Source organism: Bradyrhizobium sp. SZCCHNS3052 (assembly GCF_032484495.1).
GTDB lineage: Bacteria > Pseudomonadota > Alphaproteobacteria > Rhizobiales > Xanthobacteraceae > Bradyrhizobium.
This window is the reverse complement of record NZ_JAUETB010000006.1, coordinates 205027-224505: the sequence shown is the minus strand read 5'-3', so window position 1 is coordinate 224505 and position 19479 is coordinate 205027. Positions and strand designations below refer to the sequence as shown.

Genomic DNA, 19479 nt, shown 5'->3' with positions numbered 1-19479 from the left:
CGTGAGAGGCGGTCAGCGGGTTCGCTCGGTTCGACCGCGCGTTTGAGCCAAGCTTGGCCTGCGTGATCTCGGGCGGGCGAGGGCCCGTGCCACGATCGCCGGGATGACGGGGCCAGAGAGTTTGAGCCTCGCGCTCGCCGCGGTTCTCGACGTCCGTCCTGCTGCATTCCCGCCACGACCGCGACACGCATTCGGCGGCGAAAGTCTTCCCCGACACATTACTCTTGGAGATCCGGCGACCGCGCGCCGTGCCGCGGCCGTGCCACATGCGTGATCCGGCCGGTCACGAGAATGGTCCGATAAAGCACCAACTCTGCCTCGCGATCGTTCCCACTGCAACGCTATGCGCGGGCACTGTGGTGCAGCTGGAGACGGGCTGACCGTTGGGGCGGTCGTTCGATGTCGAGCCGGGCCGGTCTGAACTGAGCAATTTGGAGGTTAGTATGAAGACTGTGAGGAGCCTTGTTTTGGGCTCAGGGGCGGCGTTGCTCGCCATGGGTGGGGCTCAGGCCGCCGACCTTCCGATCAAGGCCAAAGCGGTCGAGTATGTCAGGGTCTGCTCGATGTACGGCGCCGGATTTTTCTACATTCCGGGCACCGACACCTGCATCAAGCTCGGCGGCTATCTGCGGGTCGAGGCCGGCTTCGGCACGAATACGATCTTCCAGAATGCCGTGAACGGCGTCGCCGGCGGGCGAAATCGTCTCAGCAACTACTACACGACGCGTTCGCGCGCCGACCTCAACATCGACACCCGCACCGCGACCGAATATGGCGTCGTGCGCACCTTCTTCGACGGTGTCTTCCAGTGGACCGGGGGCAGCTATGCCGGGACCGGCTCCGCCACGGGCGCAACTGCCTATTCGACGGCGGGCGCGCCTGGAGCGCAGGCTGACGGCAACATCGCACAAGGCGGGATCGGCGTCTTCTATGCCTTCATCCAGTTCGCCGGCTTCACCATGGGTAAGGCCGTGTCGCAGTTCGACGCGCCCTGGGCCAACTACCCCGGCAACAATTTCGACGGTCTGACCGGAGGCGGCGGCACCATCACCGGCGTCAACCAGTTCACCTACACCGCGGACTTCGGTTCGGGCATCACGGCCGCGATCTCGGCCCAGGATGCGACGCAGTATTCGCAGTCGCAGATCTGGAATACGGCGGGACAGACGGCCGCCGGCGTGCTCACCGGCAGCTATGGCACGTCGAATTTCGGCGGCAACGTCGCGCCCGACATCGTCGGCATGGTGCGCGTCGATCAGGCCTGGGGCCTGTTCCAGGCGTCCTTCGCGGCACACGACAATCACGCCGCCTTCTTCGGTGCCAGCGAGACGACCGGGCATCCCGCCGACAAATGGGGCTATGCCGGTCAGCTCGCCCTGTCGATCAAGAACATCCCGACCGGCGCCGGCGACACCATCAATCTGCAGGGCGTCTACACCAACGGTGCCAGCCGCTACAACTTCCAGAGCCTCGCGCCGATCAACTATGCGATGTACGGCGGCAGCAACATGGCCGGCGCTTTCCAGAGCCTGGGCTTCGCCGGCGTGTCGGATTCGGTGTTTGGGGCGAATACCCAGCAGCAGCTGACCACCACCTACGGCTTCCGGGGTGCCTTTACCCACAACTGGGATCCGTTCTGGAACACGGCGGTCTACGGCTCCTGGAGCGGCGTCAGATACAACAACACCGCGAAGGGACTGATCTGCAACGGTGCGGGCATGGTCGCTCTCGGAATCACGCCTGCGAATTGCAACCCCGACTTCAACATCTCGACGGTGGGTGTGATCACGCGCTGGACGCCGGTCAAGAATCTGACCTTCTCTGCGGACGTCGCTTGGACCCGGCTGGACCAGAAGTTCACCGGCGTGGCGAACGCACCGGCGGTCGCGGCGGTCGCCAAGCCGGCCACGACCTACCAGTTGAAGGACCAGGACTCGGTCTCGCTGCTGGTGCGTGCCCAGCGCAACTGGTAAGTGCGGGCGAATGGCGAATAGGGAGTAACGAACAGCAGTTGACGACGGAGCGGAGCCCAGGCTTCGCTACTCGCTACTCGCTACTCGCTACTCGCTACTCGCTACTCCACCACAGCGCCGCGGCGCAGATCGGCCTCGATCTGCAGCCGCGAGCCGCCGCCGAAGCGGGCGCGATAGACCTGCAGGTTCTCCATCACCCGCTGCACGTAGTTGCGGGTCTCCGCGAACGGAATCAGCTCGACCCAATCCACCGCGTCCACCTTCGGATCGCGTGGGTCGCCATACCGCTCGACCCATTTCCGTACGCTGCCGCGGCCGGCATTGTAGGCCGCGAACGTCATGATGTAGGAGCCGCGATAGTCCTCGAGCAGGCCGCCAAGCTCGGCCGCGCCGAGCTGCGCGTTGTAGACCGGGTCGGTCTTCATCCGGTTCAGATCGAAGCTGACGCCGGCGCGCTTGCAGACGTAGCGACCCGCATCCGGCGTGACCTGCATGAGCCCGTAGGCCTGAGCCGGCGAGACCACGGCCTGGTTGAAGGCGCTCTCCTGGCGCGCGATCGAGAAGATCACGCTCTGTTCGACCTCCGGCCCGAGCGCCCGGAACGCGGGGATGCCCGTGACCGGATAGGCGTAATGATCGAACGGCAGTCCGCGATTGAGCGCGGCCTTGCCGACCAGCAGCATCGCTCGCGCATCGCTGTTTCGCGCGGCGATTTCCGCGATTCCGACCAGCACGTCGGGGTCGCCGTTGTCGCCCATGTCGGCGAAGATCGGGATCGCGACCTCGCCCTCGTCGAGCTCGTAGAGCAGTTGCACCGCGCGCACCACCTCGAGCCGTTCGACGCCGCGTCCGCGGCCGCTCGGCGCGGCATTGAGGCCGAGCTGCGGCAGGCCGAGCTTCGCGCGCGCCAACTGTCCGTAGTAGCTCGTGGACTGCTCGGCGGCCGACGTATAGGCCGCGCGCGCCTCCTGCATGCGCCCCATCGCTTCTGCCGCGCGGCCCTGCCAATATCCGGCCCGCGCCAGGGTGGTCGGATTGACGCTGCCGACGCCGATCCGTGCAAAGTGCTGGGCCGCGGTGGCCGGATCGTTGAGGAAACGCAGCGCGATCCAGCCCGCGGTGAATTCCTGCTCGGTCTTGTAGATGTCGCGGTTCGGCAGCGCCGCGTCGCGCGCGATCAGGTAGGCGCTGCGATATTCGCCGGTGTCGATCATCTTGCGCGCCAGCAGTCGGCGCTCGATCCACCATTCGTCCAGATTGTGCAGGCGGCCGGGATCCTTGGGCGCGTTCAGCATCAGCTGCGCCGCCTCGGCGAATTTTTCATCGCGCCGCAGCAGTTGGATGCGGCTGAAGATGTAGCCTGCATCGCCGTGGAGTTCGCGCGGCACGGCATCGAGCAGGCTCTGGCTGTTGGAGGCTTTGCGGTAGGCCGCGATTCGCGCTTTTGCCAGCGCCACGTGGCCCGAGCCAAGCCGCCGGGCAGCGCGCATGGCGGCCTCGTGCTCGCTGCCATACAGCAGCGTGTCCATCCGCGCCTTGTGATCGCCGCCGGACAGCAGGGCACCGTACTGGTCCAGGATGTTGTTCTCGGTCTCCTCGGACATCGCGTCGTTGCGCCAGGCATCGCGCACCAGGCGCTCGGCATTGGCGCGGTCGCCGCGATTGAGCATCACCCGGGCCAGCGCGAACTTGCCCTTGGCCGACAGCGGCGATTCGTTCTCGAACCACGACCACACCACGGCATCGTCGCGCTTGTCGTCCCACAAGGCGGCCTCGAGCCGGCGCCGCAGGAAACTCTGTGACGGCCAGGACGGGTTGGCGGCGATGAACGCGCGGTAGCGCTCCACGCTGGCATTGTTGTTGTCGCTGCGCAGGATCACCCACTCCGCGAGCTTGCGCGCCACGGGATCCGAGATCGCCTGCACGACCTCGGTGGCATCGCTGGGCTTGCGCTTGCGGACGAGCTCGATCACGTTTTCGAGCGCGTCCTTGTCGGACTGCGAGGTCGAGGACGTCACGGCGATCGCAGCCGGCACCACGAGCTTGCGGGAGGCGGGCAGGGCGGCATGCTGGCGGGCCGGCAGGCTTGCAGCCGCCGCGCTGGGGGTGATGTCCCTCGGGGCCGCGCGCGGCGTCTCGCCGGCGCCTTTGGGGCTGCTCTTGACCTCGGCCTTCGCCTCGGCCCGCGCGTCGACCTCGCTCTTGGTCCCGGCGGCCTCGTGGGTGTTCGTCTTCGGAACCGCGCTGCGCGCGATCGGACGCGCCTTCGGCACCGGAACCTTGGTCGCGGGAGCCTTGGCTCCTGTAACCTTGGATCCCGAAACCTTGGACCCAGCGGCCTGGTCCTTGGCGAGAGCGCTATGTCCGGCGAGAGCCCATCCGAGTGTCAGGCCGGCGGCCAAGGACACCGAGAGTGACACCGACAGGGCGGTCGATCGCAATGCAGTGGCGCGGGCAGAAAAGGGCACGGCGTTCCTTTTGCGGCGGATGACTTCGATCCCCTGACCAACATGGGTCTATCGAAAAGGTGAACAAATCCTAAATATACCGGGAAGGACTGCAACCTGCGCCAACACCGCGGCGAAATCACGACCGAAGGGCGGCGTGCGGGCCGTGGGGCTTCAGCGAAGGGTGATCGCGGGCCTCGGCAAAGCGATTCGCGCGATTCGTGTGCCTGTTGAGAAGGCAGCCCAGCCGCGGGCGGGCCTTCCGCCCCGTCGGTAGACCCGGTATGAAGTGGCTCGCACAGGGGCCAAACGGCGTTTGGGAGGGAGTTTCATGGCAGCCAAGACGAATTTCCGGGGTTCTTTCACCGCCTTGGTCACTCCTTTCAAGAACGGGTCCGTGGACGAGGCCGCTTTTCGCAGCCTTGTGAACTGGCAGATCGACGAGGGCACCAACGGCCTCGTGCCGGTCGGCACGACGGGCGAGAGCCCGACGCTCAGTCATGACGAGCACAAGCGGGTGGTCGAGTGGTGCATCGCCGAGGCCCGGGGACGCGTGCCCGTCGTCGCCGGCGCCGGCTCCAATTCGACCAAGGAGGCGGTCGAGCTCGCCCAGCACGCCGAGAAGGCGGGGGCGGACGCAGTGCTGGTGGTGACGCCCTATTACAACAAGCCGACGCAGGAAGGCCTGTATCAGCACTTCAAGGCGATCAACGACGCGATCGGCATTCCGATCATCATCTACAATATTCCGCCGCGCTCGGTGATCGACATGTCCGTCGACACCATGAAGCGCCTGTTCGAGCTGAAGAACATCGCCGGCGTGAAGGATGCCACCGCGAGCATGGTGCGGGTGTCGCAGCAGCGCGCCGCGATGGGCGAGGAGTTCAACCAGCTCTCGGGCGAGGATGCGACGATCATCGGCTACATGGCGCATGGCGGCCATGGCTGCATCTCGGTGACGTCGAACGTCGCGCCGCGGCTGTGCTCGGAATTCCACCAGGCCTGGCAGAAGGGCGATGTCGCGACGGCGCTGAAGATCCACGACAAGCTGATGCCGCTGCACACCAATCTGTTCATCGAGTCCAACCCGGCCCCGGTGAAATACGCGCTGTCGCTGCTCGGCAAGATCGAGGAGAAGCTGCGGCTGCCGATGGTGCCGGTGTCGGAGCCGACCCGGGTCGCGGTGCGCGAGGCGATGGTTCATGCCGGACTGATCAACTGAGCCGACGTATCTGAGGGGGACGCGAGCATGTTGAAGGAATTCCGTGAATTCGCGATGAAGGGCAACGTCGTCGACCTCGCCGTCGGCGTCATCATCGGCGCGGCCTTCGGCGCCATCGTCACCTCGCTCGTCGCCGATGTCATCATGCCGATCATCGGCGCCATCACCGGCGGCCTCGATTTCTCGAACTACTTCATCCCGCTGTCCAAGACGGTCAATGCGAGCAACCTTGCGGACGCGAAGAAGCAGGGTGCCGTGCTGGCCTATGGACAGTTCCTGACCTTGACCCTGAACTTCTTCATCATCGCTTTCGTGCTGTTCATGATCATCCGTGTGATAAACAGGTTGAAGCGGAACGAAGCGGCAGCCCCCGCGGCGCCGGCGAAGCCCTCGGCCGAGGTCGAGCTGTTGACCGAGATCCGTGATCTCCTGAAAAAGTCCTGATGGCTGAAAAGAACGAACCCAAGATCACGGTCGCCGCCGAGAATCGCAAGGCGCGGTTCAACTACGCGATCGAGGACACCATCGAGGCCGGCATCGCGCTGACCGGCACCGAGGTGAAGTCGGTCCGCGGCGGCAAGTCGACGATCGCGGAATCCTATGCGGATTCGCGCAACGGCGAGATCTGGCTGATCAACGCCAACATTCCGGAATATCTGCAGGCCAATCGCTTCAATCACGAGCCGAAGCGGCCGCGCAAGCTGCTGCTGCATCGCAAGCAGATCAACAAGCTGATGGGCGCGGTCGAGCGCGAAGGCATGACGCTGATCCCGCTGAAGCTCTATTTCAACGAGCGGGGCCGCGCCAAGCTGCTGCTCGCCGTCGCCAAGGGCAAGAAGCTGCACGACAAGCGCGAGAGCGAGAAGAAGCGCGATTGGGGCCGCGAGAAGGGCCGGCTGCTGCGGGCGCGCGGCTAACGAGACCTTTGCCGCGCGCTCCTCGGCGGCACGCCTGAGCCTTGGGAAAGCATCCGATGAATCAGAAGAACCTCTTGGACGTCGACTGGAGCCGGATTCCGGCTCCGACCGACGACGGCGCAGCCGATCATCTGGTCGGGACGATCATTCCCGCGATCGGACTGCGTGCGACCGACGACACGCTGGTCACGTTGTCCGATCTGCCAGGACGGACCGTCGTGTTCGCCTATCCGCGGACCGGCGAACCCGGCAAGGTGTCGCTCGTCGATGACTGGGACATGATCCCGGGTGCGCGCGGCTGCACGCCGCAGACCTGCAGCTTCCGCGACCTGTTCGGCGAGTTGAAATCGGCCGGCGCCGCGCATGTGTTCGGCCTGTCGACGCAGAGCAATGCCTATCAGACCGAGATGGCCTCACGCCTGCACCTGCCGTTTCCGGTGCTGTCGGACGAAAAGCTCGAGCTGACCAATGCCCTGCGGTTGCCGACGATGGAGATCGCCGGGCTGACCATGATCAAGCGGCTTGCCATGATCGTGGACGACGCCCGCATCACCCACGTGTTCTATCCGGTGTTTCCACCGGACAGGAACGCGGGCGACGTGCTGGCGTGGCTGAAGGACAACCGCGCATCTGCCGCGTGAGGGTGGGGCGGCCGAACTAATCCAGATCCGCCTTCACGCGCGCGAACACGGCGTGGAACATCTCGGTCGTGAGCACGCCGGTGTTCGTATTGTAGCGTGAGCAGTGATAGCTGTCGTACAGCCGGATCCCGCCGGCCTGGTGCACGGCGCCATGGGCGAACGGCGCCGCGACCGCGCGCAAGCCCAGCAGCTTCAGCAGCGTGTCGTGGGAGATGCGGCCGAGCGCGACGATGCTGCGCAGCCGAGGCATCGCGGCGATGGTGGCGCCGAGGAAGCTCCGGCATTGGTTGATCTCGGCCGGCAGCGGCTTGTTCTGCGGCGGCACGCAGCGCACCGCGTTGCTGATTCGGCAGTCCACCAGCGTCAGCCCGTCGTCGGGGCGGGCTTCGAAGCGGCCTTTTGCAAATCCGTAGTGCAGCAGCGTCCCGTAGAGCAGCTCCCCGGCATAGTCGCCGGTGAACGGGCGCCCGGTGCGATTCGCACCCTGCAGCCCTGGCGCGAGGCCGACGATCAGGAGGCGCGCGTCGGGATCGCCGAACGACGGCACCGGGGCGTTGAACCATGACGGCTCACGCGCGCGCTGCGCCTCGCGGAACTCAACGAGGCGAGGGCACAGCGGACAGTCTCGATCGGGATTGGTCGAAGACGGGGCAGGCGGCGCAGGCTGAGTGCCCGTCCGCCTAGTCCTCGAAATCGTCATCGTTGGGCGTGGTGGTGGTGGTCGTGGCACGGGCGGGCGCCGTGGTCGAGCGCTGCAGGAATTGCGGAGAATGGTGGCGCGGCTCGCGCGGGGCGGGGCGCTCCGATGGGTCGCGGCCGAGCTTGGACTGCAACTCCATGAGGTCGGTGAAGACGTCGGCCTGGCGGCGCAACTCGTCGGCGATCATCGGCGGCTGGCTGGAGATGGTCGAGATCACGGTGACGCGAACGCCGCGGCGCTGCATCGCTTCGACCAGCGAACGGAAGTCGCCGTCGCCCGAGAACAGCACCATCTGGTCGATATGCTCGGCGAGTTCCATGGCATCGACGGCGAGCTCGATGTCCATGTTGCCCTTGACCTTGCGCCGGCCGCTGGCGTCGATGAATTCCTTCGTCGCCTTGGTGACGACCGTATAGCCGTTGTAGTCGAGCCAGTCGATCAAGGGCCGAATCGACGAGTACTCCTGATCCTCGATGATCGCGGTGTAATAGAACGCGCGGAGCAGCGTGCCGCGGCTCTGAAATTCCTTGAGCAGGCGCTTGTAGTCAATGTCGAAGCCGAGCGTCTTGGCCGTGGCGTATAGGTTGGCGCCGTCAATGAAGAGCGCAATCTTGTTGGTCGAAGATGACATTCAGTGTCTCGCGTTCAGTTAGATTCTATTTTTGGCGCGACTCCAGTCGGTCGCGCATTCCATTTCAAGATACTGCCAAGGCGTCGGCGGTCCATCTGGTGTGAGGTTACCGCAAACAGGAGTGGTCGGGGCAACAAAGGCGCACTTGTGACGACGTAATGAAGCGTTTTCTTGTCCAAGGCCCGAATTCCACGGGTCTGGACGGAGCGCCAGTCAAGGTTGCCGAATTCGGTACTCCTTGCCCCTTACCGAACCCTGACGCCAGTTTTGCCTTGCGAAAGCCGGCCAGCCTCTATAACTAGCCCAGCATAATCAGCATATTAAGCACACAAAGGACCGGAGCGACAATGGCGCGCGTCACTGTGGAAGATTGTATCGATAAAGTCGACAACCGGTTCGACCTGGTTCTCCTGGCCGCGCATCGCGCGCGCATGATCTCATCAGGATCGCAACTTACAATTGATAGAGATAATGACAAGAATCCCGTCGTCGCACTCCGGGAAATTGCGGATTCGACCATTTCTCCCGAGGATCTGAAGGAAGAGCTGGTGCATTCGCTGCAGAAGTTCGTCGAGGTCGACGAGCCGGAGCCGGACACGGTGCCGCTGATCGGCTCGGCCGGTGCCAGCGTCGATGCCGACGACACCGAGGTCGCCGTCGAGCGCATGACCGAGGAAGAGCTGCTGAAGGGCCTCGAGGGCCTCGCTCCGCCGGAAGAGCAGCCGGAAGAGGACGAGTGACGGTCTCGTCACCGTCAGCGCGAGCTCCAGCTAACTTGTGAGAATGTGAAGGCCCGGACCACGTCCGGGCCTTTGCATTTGAACGTGATTCCGTGATTACCATAGGGCTGCGCCGAGCGCCTGCCATCCGGCAGATTTGGTCACGAAGATAAAGGTTTAGTCATTTTCCATGGTGGTTTCGGGCCACACTCCTCAGCAGATGCAGGCGGCGGCCGAATCGGCCGCGTTGGCGCCTCCGCCGCCGGCTGAGCGGCCGCGGCCGCCGAAGCCGCGCTCCCGCATGATGCGGCAGTACGATCTCGTGGAACGGGTCCGCTCCTACAATCCGGATACGAACGAGGACCTGCTCAACCGCGCCTACGTGTACGCCATGAAGGCGCATGGGTCGCAGACCCGCGCGTCGGGCGACCCGTATTTTACGCATCCGCTCGAGGTCGCGGCCATTTTGACCGACCTGAAGCTGGACGACGCCACCATCGTCGCGGCGCTGCTGCACGACACGATCGAGGACACCGAGGCGACCCGTGCCGAGATCGACCGCTTCTTCGGCCCCGAGATCGGTGCGCTCGTCGAAGGCTTGACCAAGCTGAAGCGGCTCGAGCTGGTCTCGCGCGAGGCCAAGCAGGCCGAGAATCTGCGCAAGCTCCTGCTGGCGATCGCCGACGACGTGCGTGTGCTGCTGGTCAAGCTCGCGGATCGCTTGCATAACATGCGCACGCTGGAGTTCGTGCCGGAGGCATCGCGGCGGCGGATTGCCGAGGAGACGCTCGACATCTACGCGCCGCTGGCGGGCCGGATGGGCATGCAGGAGATGCGCGAGGAACTCGAGGATCTCTCGTTCCGGACGCTCGACCCGCAGGCCTACAGCGTGGTGATGCAGCGGCTCGATGCGCTGGCGGAGCGCAACCGCAACCTGATCGGCGAAATCGAGAGCCAGCTGGCCCGCAAGTTTCGCGAGCACGGCCTCACCGCGCGGGTGTTCGGCCGCCGCAAGCGGCCATTCTCGATCTGGACCAAGATGGAACGCAAATCCATCGGCTTCGAGCAGCTGTCCGACATCTTCGGCTTTCGCGTCATCATGCCGGATCTGGAATCCTGCTATCGTGCGCTCGGTATCGTGCATACGACCTGGCCTGTCGTGCCCGGCCGCTTCAAGGACTACATCTCGACGCCGAAGCAGAACGACTATCGCTCGATCCACACGACCGTGATCGGCCCGGGCAAGCAGCGCGTCGAGCTGCAGATCCGCACCGAGGAGATGGATCAGATCGCCGAACTCGGCATCGCCGCCCACGCCTTCTACAAGGACGACCTCGCCTCGCCGACGGAACGGCTGAAGCGCGAATCGAACGCCTTCGCCTGGCTCCGCCACACCATCGGCATCCTTTCGGAGAGCGCCAACCCCGAAGAGTTCCTCGAGCACACCAAGCTCGAGCTGTTTCACGATCAGGTGTTCTGCTTCACGCCGAAGGGCAAGCTGATCGCGCTGCCACGCCACGCAAACGTGATCGACTTCGCCTATGCGGTGCATACCGACGTCGGCAACAGCGCCGTCGGCTGCAAGATCAACGGCAAGTTCGCAGCGCTGTCGTCGGAGCTGCAGAACGGCGACGAGGTCGAAGTGCTGACCTCGGATGCGCAGTCGGCGCCGCCCTCGGCCTGGGAAACGCTCGCCATCACCGGCAAGGCACGCGCCGCCATCCGGCGCGCCACCCGAACCGCCGTGCGCGATCAATATGCCGGGCTGGGCCGGCGCATCGTCGAACGTCTGTTCGAACGGACCAAGCTCGAATATGCCGACGACAAGCTCAAGGGCGCGCTGCCGCGTCTGGCGCGCGCCTCGATCGAGGACGTGATGGCGGCGGTCGGCCGCGGCGAGATCAAGGCCTCCGACGTCGCGCGCGCGATGTATCCGGACTACAAGGAAGAGCGCGTCGTGCGCTATGGCGCCAAGAAGACGGCCGCCGCGCCGGCGGCCAAGGCTGCCGCGCCCGCGGCCGAGCCCCACCGCGGCCCGTTCGCCATCCCGATCAGCGGGCTCAATTCCGGCCTGCCGGTGAAGTTCGCGCCGAACGGTGGCGCCGTGCCGGGCGACCGCATCGTCGGCATCGTGACGCCGGGCGAGGGGATCACGATCTATCCGATCCAGTCGCCGGCGCTGAAGGATTTCGAGGAGGAGCCGGAGCGCTGGCTCGACGTGCGCTGGGATGTCGACGAGACCTCGCCGCAGCGCTTTCCGGCGCGCATTCGCGTCGAGAACGTCAACGAGCCCGGCAGCCTCGCCCAGGTCGCCACCGTGATCGCCGAGCATGACGGCAACATCGACAACATCAGCATGAGCCGCCGCTCGCCTGATTTCACCGAGCTCACGATCGATCTCGAGGTCTACGACCTCAAGCATCTCTCGGCGATCATCAACCAGTTGCGCGCCAAGACCATCGTGGCGCGGGTCGACCGGGTGAATGGCTAATCTGCGGGGATGGCTGCGGCGTTCTGCTTCGGGATGCGCTAAACAAGCCGTAGTCTATTCGAAAGTCCTGCGAGCCGGCCCATGTCCGATCCGTCAAAGTCACATCCTCCGAAGCTGCGCCTCGGCGTCAACGTCGACCACATCGCCACCTTGCGAAATGCCCGCGGCGGCCGCAGCCCCGATCCGGTGCGCGCCGCGCTGCTCGCGATCGAGGCCGGGGCCGACGGCATCACGGCGCATCTGCGCGAGGACCGCCGGCACATCCGCGACGACGACATGGCGCGGCTGAAGGCCGAGATCTCCAAGCCGCTGAACTTCGAGATGGCGGCCACCGAGGAGATGGTGCGGATCGCACTCGCGACGCGCCCGCATGCCTGCTGCTTGGTGCCGGAGCGGCGCGAGGAGCTGACCACCGAGGGCGGCCTCGACGTGGTCGGCCAGCACAAGGCGCTGGCGCCGGCGATCGCCCGGCTGAGCGACGCCGGCATCCGGGTGTCGCTGTTCATCGCCGCCGACCCGGCGCAGATCGAGATGGCGGCGCGGCTGCGCGCGCCCGTGATCGAGATCCACACCGGCGGCTGGTGCGATGCCATCACCGACGGCCACCACGACAAGGCGGAGGTGGAGTGGGAGCGGATCGTGACCGGCGCCCGGCAGGCCTATGCGGCCGGGCTCGAGGTCCATGCCGGCCACGGGCTCGACTATGCCACCGCCGAGCGGATCGCGGCGCTGCCGGAGATCGTCGAGCTCAACATCGGCTACTTCATGATGGGGGAGGCGCTGTTCGTGGGCCTCGCCGAGACCGTCCGGACCATGCGCGCGGCCATGGATCGCGGCCGGGCGCGGCTGGGGACATCGGCATGATCATCGGCATCGGCTCCGACCTGATCGACATCCGTCGCGTGGCCGAGGTGATGGACCGGCACGGCGAGCGCTTCCTGAACCGGATCTTCACCGCGGCCGAGCGCGCCAAGGCCGAGCGGCGGGCCAAGAACGAGAAGATGGTGGTCGCCACCTACGCCAAGCGGTTCGCCGCCAAGGAGGCCTGCGCCAAGGCGCTCGGCACCGGCATCCGTCACGGGGTGTGGTGGCGCGACATGGGCGTCGTCAATCTGCCCGGCGGCAGGCCGACCATGCAGCTCACGGGTGGCGCGGCCGAACGGCTGAAGGCGCTGACCCCCGAGGGCCACGAGCCGCGCATCGACCTGTCGATCACCGACGACTGGCCGCTGGCGCAAGCCTTCGTCATAATTTCGGCGGTGCGCCGCGAGACATCCTGAAGGGCGGCCGCCCCCGCAGGAAAAACAAAAATGCGATCGATTCCAGCGAGTTATGTAGTTTTGATACGGCGATTGATTGCGCGGCCCCGCGCAGTCGTCTAAAACCCGCCGGGATCGAACCGGCTACATCACGGGCGGATTCTGGGTCAAACCGGAGTTGGCCTTAACCACCAGAATCAGGACAGACTCCCTTAAGCCGCGGAACGGTATGGTGTTCGCGGACGGAGGGGTGTTCGGCAACGGCTGGCGAATCGTCGGACCATTCGCCAAGGGACATTGAAAGAGCGATGAGCGTGACCTCCGGAACCAAGACTGAGAGCGGCCTCGGTGAAACCGTTCGTGTCGTCGTTCATGCGCTGCTGATCGCGCTGGTGATCCGCACCTTCCTGTTCCAGCCGTTCAACATCCCCTCGGGATCGATGAAGGCGACCCTGCTGGTCGGCGACTATCTGTTCGTATCGAAATATTCGTACGGCTATAGCCACTACTCGATTCCGCTGTCACCCCCGATTTTCTCGGGCCGCATCTTCGGCTCGGAGCCGAACCGCGGCGACATCGTCGTGTTTCGTCTGCCCAAGGACGACACCACCGACTACATCAAGCGGGTGATCGGCCTGCCTGGCGACCGCATCCAGGTGCGCGAAGGGCTGCTCTACATCAACGACAAGCCGGTGCAGCGCGAGCGGCTCTCCGATTTCATCGGCGAGGATCCCTGCGGGCAGCCGGACTCGACCGCGCGCGTCAAGCGCTGGAAGGAGACCCTGCCGAACGGCGTCAGCTATGAGACGCTGGACTGCGTCGACAATGGCTATGTCGACAACACCGCGGTGTATACCGTGCCGGCCGGCAACTTCTTCATGATGGGCGACAACCGCGACAACTCGACCGACAGCCGCTTCCTCAGCCAGGTCGGCTACGTGCCGTTCGAGAACATCGTCGGCCGTGCGCAGCTGATCTTCTTTTCCATTGCCGAAGGCGAGCATGCCTGGGCGTTCTGGCGCTGGCCGGTATCGGTGCGCTGGAATCGAATCTTCAAATTCGTGCGATGATCGACGACTCACCCGAAATCCAGACCACGCAGGCTGCCGCATCGAGCCCGCAACCCGGCACGGGTGCGCTGGAGGCAACGCCCAAGGCCGCGTCGCGGCCGAAGTCTGAGATCAAGCCTGAGCAGAAGAGCGAGCCCAAGACCGAGCCGAAGGCCGATTCCAAGACCGACGCGAAGCCGGTCTCCAAGCCAGACATGAAGACCGTCGAGTCCGAATCGGTGCCCGCTCGCCCGACCGAGGATGGGGCGGACCCGACCGCGCTCGTTGCCGAGGCCGATTCCGACGGCAAGCCGCGCAGCAAGGCGAAGGGCGGTCGCCGTACCAAGAGCGCGGGGACCAGCGCCGCCAAGGGCGCCAAGGCCGCGGACAAGGCCGCCAATGCCGCGATCGAGGCGCGCATCGGCCATCACTTTGCCGATCCGTCGCTGCTCAGCACCGCTTTTACCCACGTCTCGGCGCTGAAATCGTCCAAGAAGCGCGGCGACAGCTATCAGCGGCTCGAATTCCTCGGCGATCACGTGCTCGGCCTGATTGTGTCCGACATGCTGTACCGCTCGTTTCCGAGCGCGGACGAGGGCGAGCTGTCGAAGCGGCTCGCCGATCTCGTGCGCAAGGAGAGCTGTGCCGACGTCGCCAAGTCGCTCGGCCTGCTCGACGACATCAAGCTCGGCGCGGTCGGCGCCGGCGCCGGGGCGCGGTTGCGCAAGTCGGTGCTGGGCGACGTCTGCGAGGCGGTGATCGGCGCGATCTTCCTCGACGGCGGCTACACGGCCGCCGCTGGATTCGTCGAGCGCAACTGGACCGAGCGCATGCACAAGCCGCGGCGCCCGCTCCGCGATCCGAAAACGGTGCTGCAGGAATGGGCGCAGGGCAAGGGCCTGCCCACCCCGGTGTACCGGGAGGTGGAGCGCACCGGCCCGCATCACGATCCGCAGTTCCGTGTCGCCGTCGACCTGCCGGGGCTGGAGCCGGCCGAAGGCGTCGGCGGCTCGAAGCGGGCGGCAGAAAAGGTGGCGGCATCGGTCATGATCGAGCGCGAAGGCGTCAGCGGCGGCAGCAATGACGGCTGAACAACAATCGGTGCCGGCTGCCGGGACCCGCTGCGGTTTCGTCGCGCTGATCGGCGCGCCCAATGTCGGCAAATCGACGCTCGTCAACGCGCTGGTCGGCTCCAAGGTCACGATCGTCTCGCGCAAGGTACAGACGACGCGGGCACTGATCCGCGGCATCGTCATCGAAGGCGCGTCTCAGATCATCCTGGTCGACACCCCCGGCATTTTCGCGCCGAAGCGCAGGCTGGACCGCGCCATGGTCACGACGGCCTGGAGCGGGGCGCATGATGCCGATCTCGTCTGCGTGCTGCTCGATGCCAAGAAGGGCATCGACGATGAGGCGCAGGCCATCATCGACAAGGCGGCTGCGGTCGCGCACGAGAAGATCCTGGTGGTCAACAAGGTCGACCTGGTGCCGCGCGAGAAGCTGCTGGCGCTGGTCGCGGCTGCCAACGAGAAGCTGTCGTTCGCGCGCACCTTCATGATCTCGGCGATCTCCGGCGACGGGGTCGACGATCTCAGGCGGGCCTTGGCGGAGATGGTGCCGCCCGGTCCGTTCCACTATCCCGAGGACCAGATGTCGGACGCGCCGATGCGGCACCTCGCGGCCGAGATCACCCGTGAGAAGATCTATTCGCATCTGCATCAGGAGCTGCCCTACCAGTCCACGGTCGAGACCGACAGCTGGACCGAGCGCAAGGACGGCTCGATCCGCATCGAGCAGACGATCTTCGTGGAGCGGGACAGCCAGCGCAAGATCGTGCTCGGCAAGGGCGGTGCGACGATCAAGTCGATCGGCGCGCAGGCGCGCAAGGAAATCGCAGAGATCACCGGCGTGCCGGTGCACCTGTTCCTGTTCGTGAAGGTGCGTGAGAACTGGGGCGATGATCCCGACCGCTACCGGGAGATGGGGCTCGAGTTCCCCAGGGAATGACAATGAGCGTGCCGCGCAACGTGTTGTGGTTCGAAGTGCTGCTCTACATCTCGCTGATGCTGGACGCGCTGTCGGTTGCGGTCTCCGACCGGACGCCGACCTTCGACGTAACCGAGGACATGATCACCGCGCAGACCGTGCTCAACGGGGTGGTCATCCTGCTGCTGTTCTATTTCGTCTATCTGGCGGCGCAGCGCCGCAGGAACTGGCCGCGCTGGGTGCTGCTGGGGGCGCTGGTGCTGTCCGACATCTCCCTGGTGCAGGTGATCGGGCAGAAGGGCATGACGCTCGATGCCGGCATCGAGGTCATTTCCTGCGCGCTGACGACGATGGGCTTGTACTATTCGTTCACGGGCGATGCGCGCGGCTGGTTCAACGCGTGATGGATGGAATGCAGATTGCGGGGTGGGCAAGCGCAGCGCGCCCCCCTGCGTTTGGCGCTTAACGATCATTCCGTCATTGCGAGCGCAGCGAAGCAATCCAGGGCTGCGCGTGAAACTCTGGATTGCTTCGCTGCGCTCGCAACGACGGTGTTTGTGGCGGCAGCACGCGCGAGCAACGTTGGAGCTTGATCGTCGACTGGCGCTCACGGCTTGGCGTCTGCGAGTGGTGGAGATCCCACACCGATGGAATGGACCGATGACGGCATCGTGCTGGGCGTGCGGCGGCACGGCGAATCCTCGGCGGTCGTCGAGCTGCTGACCCGCGAGCATGGCCGGCATCTCGGTCTCGTGCGCGGGGCGAGCGGCAAGCGCATGCGGCCGGTGCTGCAGCCGGGCAACACGGTGCGCGCGATCTGGCGCGCGCGGCTCGACGAGCATCTCGGCATGTACGCCATCGACGCGCTGACCTTGCGGGCGGCGGGGCTGATCTCCGCGCAACACGGCGCCTACGGCGTGACGCATCTTGCCTCGCTGGCCCGGCTGTTGCCGGAGCGCGATCCGCACGAAGACATGTACCTGCGGCTCGAACATGCGCTCGATGATTTCGAGGATGCGGGCGGCGCCGCCGCCCACATCGTGCGCTTCGAACTGGCGATCCTCGCCGAACTCGGCTTCGGGCTCGATCTCGACTCTTGCGCTGCGACCGGCGAGACCTCGGACCTGATCTACGTATCGCCGAAGTCGGGCGGCGCGGTGTCGCGCACGGCCGGGGCGCCATGGGCCGACCGGCTGCTGCCGCTGCCGCCCTTCCTGCGCGAGAGCGAGCAGGGCCATGGCTGGTCGCAGCAGGATCTGCTCGACGGTTTCCGGCTGACCGGCATGTTCCTTCTCCGTCACGTGTTGGAGCCGCGCGGGCAGGGCCATTCCGACGCCCGCGAGGGCTTCATCAACGCCGTGACGCGGGCAAGGCCCGCCTCGCGATAGGGCTCGTTTTCGACGTTCGTCGTCATGCGCCCGCGCGCTCGTTCGCCAACGTCGAGACTGACGACACACGCGCCGGCATCACGGCAAAGCTGATCCGGATACCGTCTCCGACTGTGACGTCATTCACATCCGCCTTCACATGACCGACGTAGGATCATGCAACAATCCTGGTTGATGAACATTTTCACATCATTTTGAAGTTGCGTCGTCCGCGGCTCATGGCGAAGATTGCAGCCCTTCGGCGAGATGCGTTTCGTGCGCGCCTTTTTTCATCACCGTGGGGCATTTCGATCATGAGCGATTTCGAGAACAGCAAATCCAGCAACGGGTTCACGTCCAAGCTGTGGCGTGGAGAGCGCATGACGATGATCGGCTTCGACGTCGCCGAGCCCGAACCCGATCTTGTCGGATTCTCGATCGAGGTGAAGTCGCCGGGCGCGCGGGATTTTTCCCAGTTGCGCAACAGGATCGCGTTTTCCTATCCGGCCGGGGCCGGCGCGGAGGTCGACGGCAACCGGAATTTCCCGTCGACCGAGGCACCGTTCCAGAAATTCCGCTGGATCCACTTTCCCTACCGGCCCAAGGATGGCGTCTATACGTATCGCGTCGCCAAGCAGCACATGCGCAACGACGGCACGCTCGTGGCAGGGACCAGCCTCACGCTCGACATTGCGCAGAGCGCGGTCACCTATGATGGCCTCATCGACATCGGCTTCACCCGCAACTTCGCCTCGTCTCAGGCCTATCGCGATCAGTTCGGCAACAATGCCGAGATCATCCCCGTCGAGAGCCGCGACGGGCCGAGCTTCGAAAAGCTCGACCTCGCCAACGAGGCCGGCGACAGCGTCTATGAGTGGCTGGGGTTCGAGGCCTACGACCTCCTGTTCGGCTTTTTGAAAGACGCCCTGGCGGATCCCGGGCTCACGCTCGACGTGATGGCCTATGACCTCAATGAGCCCGACGTGATCGGCCTGCTGGAGCAGTTCGGCCCGCGGCTGCGCGCGATCATCGACGACTCCAACGCCAAGGATAACAGCCACAAGCTGCCCGGCAGCGCGGAATCGCGCAGCGCCAAGCGCTTCAAGCAGGCGGGTGCTGCCGTGCTGCGCACGCATTTCAGCAATCTCCAGCACAACAAGGTCCTGATCACGCGCCGCAACGGCAAGCCCGAGAAGGTGCTGTGCGGCTCGACCAATTTCACGTTCCGCGGCCTCTATATTCAGGCCAACAACATGCTGGTCTTTCATTCGCCTGATGTCGCCGGGCTGTTCGGCGAGATGTTCGACATCGCCTTCGAGGACCCCTCGCTCTTCCGGAAGAATGATTTCTCCAAGAAATGGCACGCCGTCCATTCCGAGGGAAAGCCGACCGTGCAGCTCTGCTTCTCGCCGCACCAGGCCACCGATCTCTCGCTCAATCCGATCCGGGCCGCGATCGATCAGGCCTCCTCGTCGGTGTTCTACTCGGTCGCGTTTCTGAGCCAGCTCGGCGACGGTCCGACCAAGGAGGCGTTCGACCGCGTGATGGAGCGGCCGATCTTCAGCTACGGCACGGTCGACAAGCGCGGCGCCCTGGAGCTGCGCAAGCCCGACGGCTCGATCGGTCTCGTCGATTTCGCCTATCTCGCGAGCAAGGCGCCGGAGCCGTTCCGCAGCGAATGGTCCGGCGGCAAGGGCCGCAACATCCATCACAAATTCCTGGTGACCGATTTCAGCCTGCCGACAGCGAAAGTGTTCACCGGATCGAGCAACTTCTCGCCGAGCGGCGAGAAGGGCAACGGCGACCATCTCATCATGATCGAGGACCGAAAGATCGCGACCTCCTATGCGATCGAAGCCACCCGCGTGTTCGATCACCTGCAGTTTCGCAATCGGATGCGCGACGCGTTCCACGGCAAGTCCGAGCGGCAGCGCGCTGCATCCGCGCCTGCCGCGATCACGCTGCGCAAGCCGACCGCATTGTCCGGCAAGCCGGCCTGGTTCGAGCGCTTCTATGTCGAGGGGTCGCAGGCTGAACGCGATCGATTGCTGTTCTCGTCCTAGATATCGCTACGGAC

The 19479-nt window shown here is 65.1% G+C and carries 18 protein-coding genes; 15 read left to right on the top strand and 3 right to left on the bottom strand.

Annotated features, from left to right (window positions below; genetic code table 11):
- Positions 1-443: 443 nt before the first annotated feature.
- Positions 444-1973, top strand: coding sequence for a porin (locus QX073_RS20735; protein WP_315827232.1), 1530 nt, complete (start codon positions 444-446; stop codon positions 1971-1973).
- Between the two features lie 101 nt (positions 1974-2074).
- On the opposite strand, the gene QX073_RS20730 is transcribed toward QX073_RS20735, so the two are convergent.
- Positions 2075-4441, bottom strand: coding sequence for a lytic transglycosylase domain-containing protein (locus tag QX073_RS20730; RefSeq protein WP_316226280.1), 2367 nt, complete (start codon positions 4439-4441; stop codon positions 2075-2077).
- A gap of 310 nt (positions 4442-4751) precedes the next feature.
- On the opposite strand from QX073_RS20730, the gene dapA reads away from it, so the two are divergent.
- From dapA to QX073_RS20710, 4 genes are read left to right on the top strand one after another with little or no spacing between them, the layout of a single operon-like run.
- Positions 4752-5642, top strand: a complete 891-nt coding sequence (dapA, locus tag QX073_RS20725; RefSeq protein ID WP_315752947.1) for a 4-hydroxy-tetrahydrodipicolinate synthase — start codon at positions 4752-4754, stop codon at positions 5640-5642.
- Between the two features lie 27 nt (positions 5643-5669).
- Positions 5670-6086 carry a large conductance mechanosensitive channel protein MscL gene (mscL, locus tag QX073_RS20720; RefSeq protein ID WP_315711385.1) on the top strand — a complete coding sequence of 139 codons (417 nt, stop codon included), beginning with the start codon at positions 5670-5672 and terminating at the stop codon, positions 6084-6086.
- Positions 6086-6559: an SsrA-binding protein SmpB gene (gene smpB / locus QX073_RS20715; RefSeq protein ID WP_315711387.1), complete on the top strand. Its 474-nt coding sequence runs from the start codon at positions 6086-6088 to the stop codon at positions 6557-6559. The genes mscL and smpB overlap by 1 nt, the downstream gene beginning before the upstream one ends.
- Before the next feature lie 56 nt (positions 6560-6615).
- Positions 6616-7200: a peroxiredoxin gene (locus tag QX073_RS20710; protein ID WP_316226279.1), complete on the top strand. Its 585-nt coding sequence runs from the start codon at positions 6616-6618 to the stop codon at positions 7198-7200.
- A gap of 16 nt (positions 7201-7216) precedes the next feature.
- On the opposite strand, the gene QX073_RS20705 is transcribed toward QX073_RS20710, so the two are convergent.
- Together QX073_RS20705 and QX073_RS20700 are read right to left on the bottom strand one after the other, a co-directional pair.
- Positions 7217-7900 carry a uracil-DNA glycosylase gene (locus tag QX073_RS20705; protein ID WP_315711389.1) on the bottom strand — a complete coding sequence of 228 codons (684 nt, stop codon included), beginning with the start codon at positions 7898-7900 and terminating at the stop codon, positions 7217-7219.
- Complete coding sequence (locus tag QX073_RS20700; protein WP_316226278.1) at positions 7881-8531, bottom strand: NYN domain-containing protein; 651 nt, start codon at positions 8529-8531, stop codon at positions 7881-7883. Before QX073_RS20700 ends, QX073_RS20705 begins: the two co-directional genes overlap by 20 nt.
- A 347-nt stretch (positions 8532-8878) precedes the next feature.
- Here QX073_RS20700 and rpoZ point away from each other — a divergent pair, with 347 nt between their 5' ends.
- The 10 genes from rpoZ to QX073_RS20650 all read left to right on the top strand — a co-directional run bounded on the left by rpoZ (position 8879) and on the right by QX073_RS20650 (position 19465).
- Positions 8879-9271 carry a DNA-directed RNA polymerase subunit omega gene (rpoZ, locus tag QX073_RS20695; protein ID WP_006612728.1) on the top strand — a complete coding sequence of 131 codons (393 nt, stop codon included), beginning with the start codon at positions 8879-8881 and terminating at the stop codon, positions 9269-9271.
- A 169-nt stretch (positions 9272-9440) separates the two neighbouring features.
- The gene (locus QX073_RS20690; protein WP_315711393.1) at positions 9441-11741 is read left to right on the top strand and encodes a bifunctional (p)ppGpp synthetase/guanosine-3',5'-bis(diphosphate) 3'-pyrophosphohydrolase; all 2301 of its coding nucleotides are present in this window, start codon (positions 9441-9443) and stop codon (positions 11739-11741) included.
- Between the two features lie 81 nt (positions 11742-11822).
- Positions 11823-12605 carry a pyridoxine 5'-phosphate synthase gene (locus QX073_RS20685; protein WP_315752944.1) on the top strand — a complete coding sequence of 261 codons (783 nt, stop codon included), beginning with the start codon at positions 11823-11825 and terminating at the stop codon, positions 12603-12605.
- On the top strand, positions 12602-13021 hold the full coding sequence (gene acpS / locus QX073_RS20680; RefSeq protein WP_315711397.1) for a holo-ACP synthase: 420 nt from the start codon (positions 12602-12604) through the stop codon (positions 13019-13021). Before QX073_RS20685 ends, acpS begins: the two co-directional genes overlap by 4 nt.
- Before the next feature lie 287 nt (positions 13022-13308).
- Positions 13309-14070 carry a signal peptidase I gene (gene lepB, locus QX073_RS20675; protein WP_315711399.1) on the top strand — a complete coding sequence of 254 codons (762 nt, stop codon included), beginning with the start codon at positions 13309-13311 and terminating at the stop codon, positions 14068-14070.
- A complete protein-coding gene (rnc, locus tag QX073_RS20670; RefSeq protein ID WP_316226277.1) occupies positions 14067-15140 on the top strand; it encodes a ribonuclease III in 1074 nt (357 codons plus the stop codon). The genes lepB and rnc overlap by 4 nt, the downstream gene beginning before the upstream one ends.
- Complete coding sequence (gene era, locus QX073_RS20665) at positions 15130-16056, top strand: GTPase Era (RefSeq protein WP_315711401.1); 927 nt, start codon at positions 15130-15132, stop codon at positions 16054-16056. The genes rnc and era overlap by 11 nt, the downstream gene beginning before the upstream one ends.
- Before the next feature lie 2 nt (positions 16057-16058).
- On the top strand, positions 16059-16439 hold the full coding sequence (locus QX073_RS20660; protein WP_315752942.1) for a hypothetical protein: 381 nt from the start codon (positions 16059-16061) through the stop codon (positions 16437-16439).
- A 243-nt stretch (positions 16440-16682) separates the two neighbouring features.
- Positions 16683-17423 carry a DNA repair protein RecO gene (gene recO / locus QX073_RS20655; RefSeq protein ID WP_315827223.1) on the top strand — a complete coding sequence of 247 codons (741 nt, stop codon included), beginning with the start codon at positions 16683-16685 and terminating at the stop codon, positions 17421-17423.
- Between the two features lie 293 nt (positions 17424-17716).
- Positions 17717-19465, top strand: a complete 1749-nt coding sequence (locus QX073_RS20650) for a phospholipase D-like domain-containing protein (RefSeq protein WP_316165154.1) — start codon at positions 17717-17719, stop codon at positions 19463-19465.
- Positions 19466-19479 lie beyond the last annotated feature (14 nt).

What these genes read in the sequence shown, in the direction of transcription:
- QX073_RS20735 (WP_315827232.1), top strand. Translation starts at nt 444, where the DNA reads ATGAAGACTGTGAGGAGCCTTGTTTTGGGCTCAGGGGCGGCGTTGCTC.
- dapA (WP_315752947.1), top strand. Translation starts at nt 4,752, where the DNA reads ATGGCAGCCAAGACGAATTTCCGGGGTTCTTTCACCGCCTTGGTCACT.
- mscL (WP_315711385.1), top strand. Translation starts at nt 5,670, where the DNA reads ATGTTGAAGGAATTCCGTGAATTCGCGATGAAGGGCAACGTCGTCGAC.
- smpB (WP_315711387.1), top strand. Translation starts at nt 6,086, where the DNA reads ATGGCTGAAAAGAACGAACCCAAGATCACGGTCGCCGCCGAGAATCGC.
- QX073_RS20710 (WP_316226279.1), top strand. Translation starts at nt 6,616, where the DNA reads ATGAATCAGAAGAACCTCTTGGACGTCGACTGGAGCCGGATTCCGGCT.
- QX073_RS20705 (WP_315711389.1), bottom strand. Translation starts at nt 7,900, where the DNA reads ATGACGATTTCGAGGACTAGGCGGACGGGCACTCAGCCTGCGCCGCCT.
- QX073_RS20700 (WP_316226278.1), bottom strand. Translation starts at nt 8,531, where the DNA reads ATGTCATCTTCGACCAACAAGATTGCGCTCTTCATTGACGGCGCCAAC.
- rpoZ (WP_006612728.1), top strand. Translation starts at nt 8,879, where the DNA reads ATGGCGCGCGTCACTGTGGAAGATTGTATCGATAAAGTCGACAACCGG.
- QX073_RS20690 (WP_315711393.1), top strand. Translation starts at nt 9,441, where the DNA reads ATGGTGGTTTCGGGCCACACTCCTCAGCAGATGCAGGCGGCGGCCGAA.
- QX073_RS20685 (WP_315752944.1), top strand. Translation starts at nt 11,823, where the DNA reads ATGTCCGATCCGTCAAAGTCACATCCTCCGAAGCTGCGCCTCGGCGTC.
- acpS (WP_315711397.1), top strand. Translation starts at nt 12,602, where the DNA reads ATGATCATCGGCATCGGCTCCGACCTGATCGACATCCGTCGCGTGGCC.
- lepB (WP_315711399.1), top strand. Translation starts at nt 13,309, where the DNA reads ATGAGCGTGACCTCCGGAACCAAGACTGAGAGCGGCCTCGGTGAAACC.
- rnc (WP_316226277.1), top strand. Translation starts at nt 14,067, where the DNA reads ATGATCGACGACTCACCCGAAATCCAGACCACGCAGGCTGCCGCATCG.
- era (WP_315711401.1), top strand. Translation starts at nt 15,130, where the DNA reads ATGACGGCTGAACAACAATCGGTGCCGGCTGCCGGGACCCGCTGCGGT.
- QX073_RS20660 (WP_315752942.1), top strand. Translation starts at nt 16,059, where the DNA reads ATGAGCGTGCCGCGCAACGTGTTGTGGTTCGAAGTGCTGCTCTACATC.
- recO (WP_315827223.1), top strand. Translation starts at nt 16,683, where the DNA reads ATGGAATGGACCGATGACGGCATCGTGCTGGGCGTGCGGCGGCACGGC.
- QX073_RS20650 (WP_316165154.1), top strand. Translation starts at nt 17,717, where the DNA reads ATGAGCGATTTCGAGAACAGCAAATCCAGCAACGGGTTCACGTCCAAG.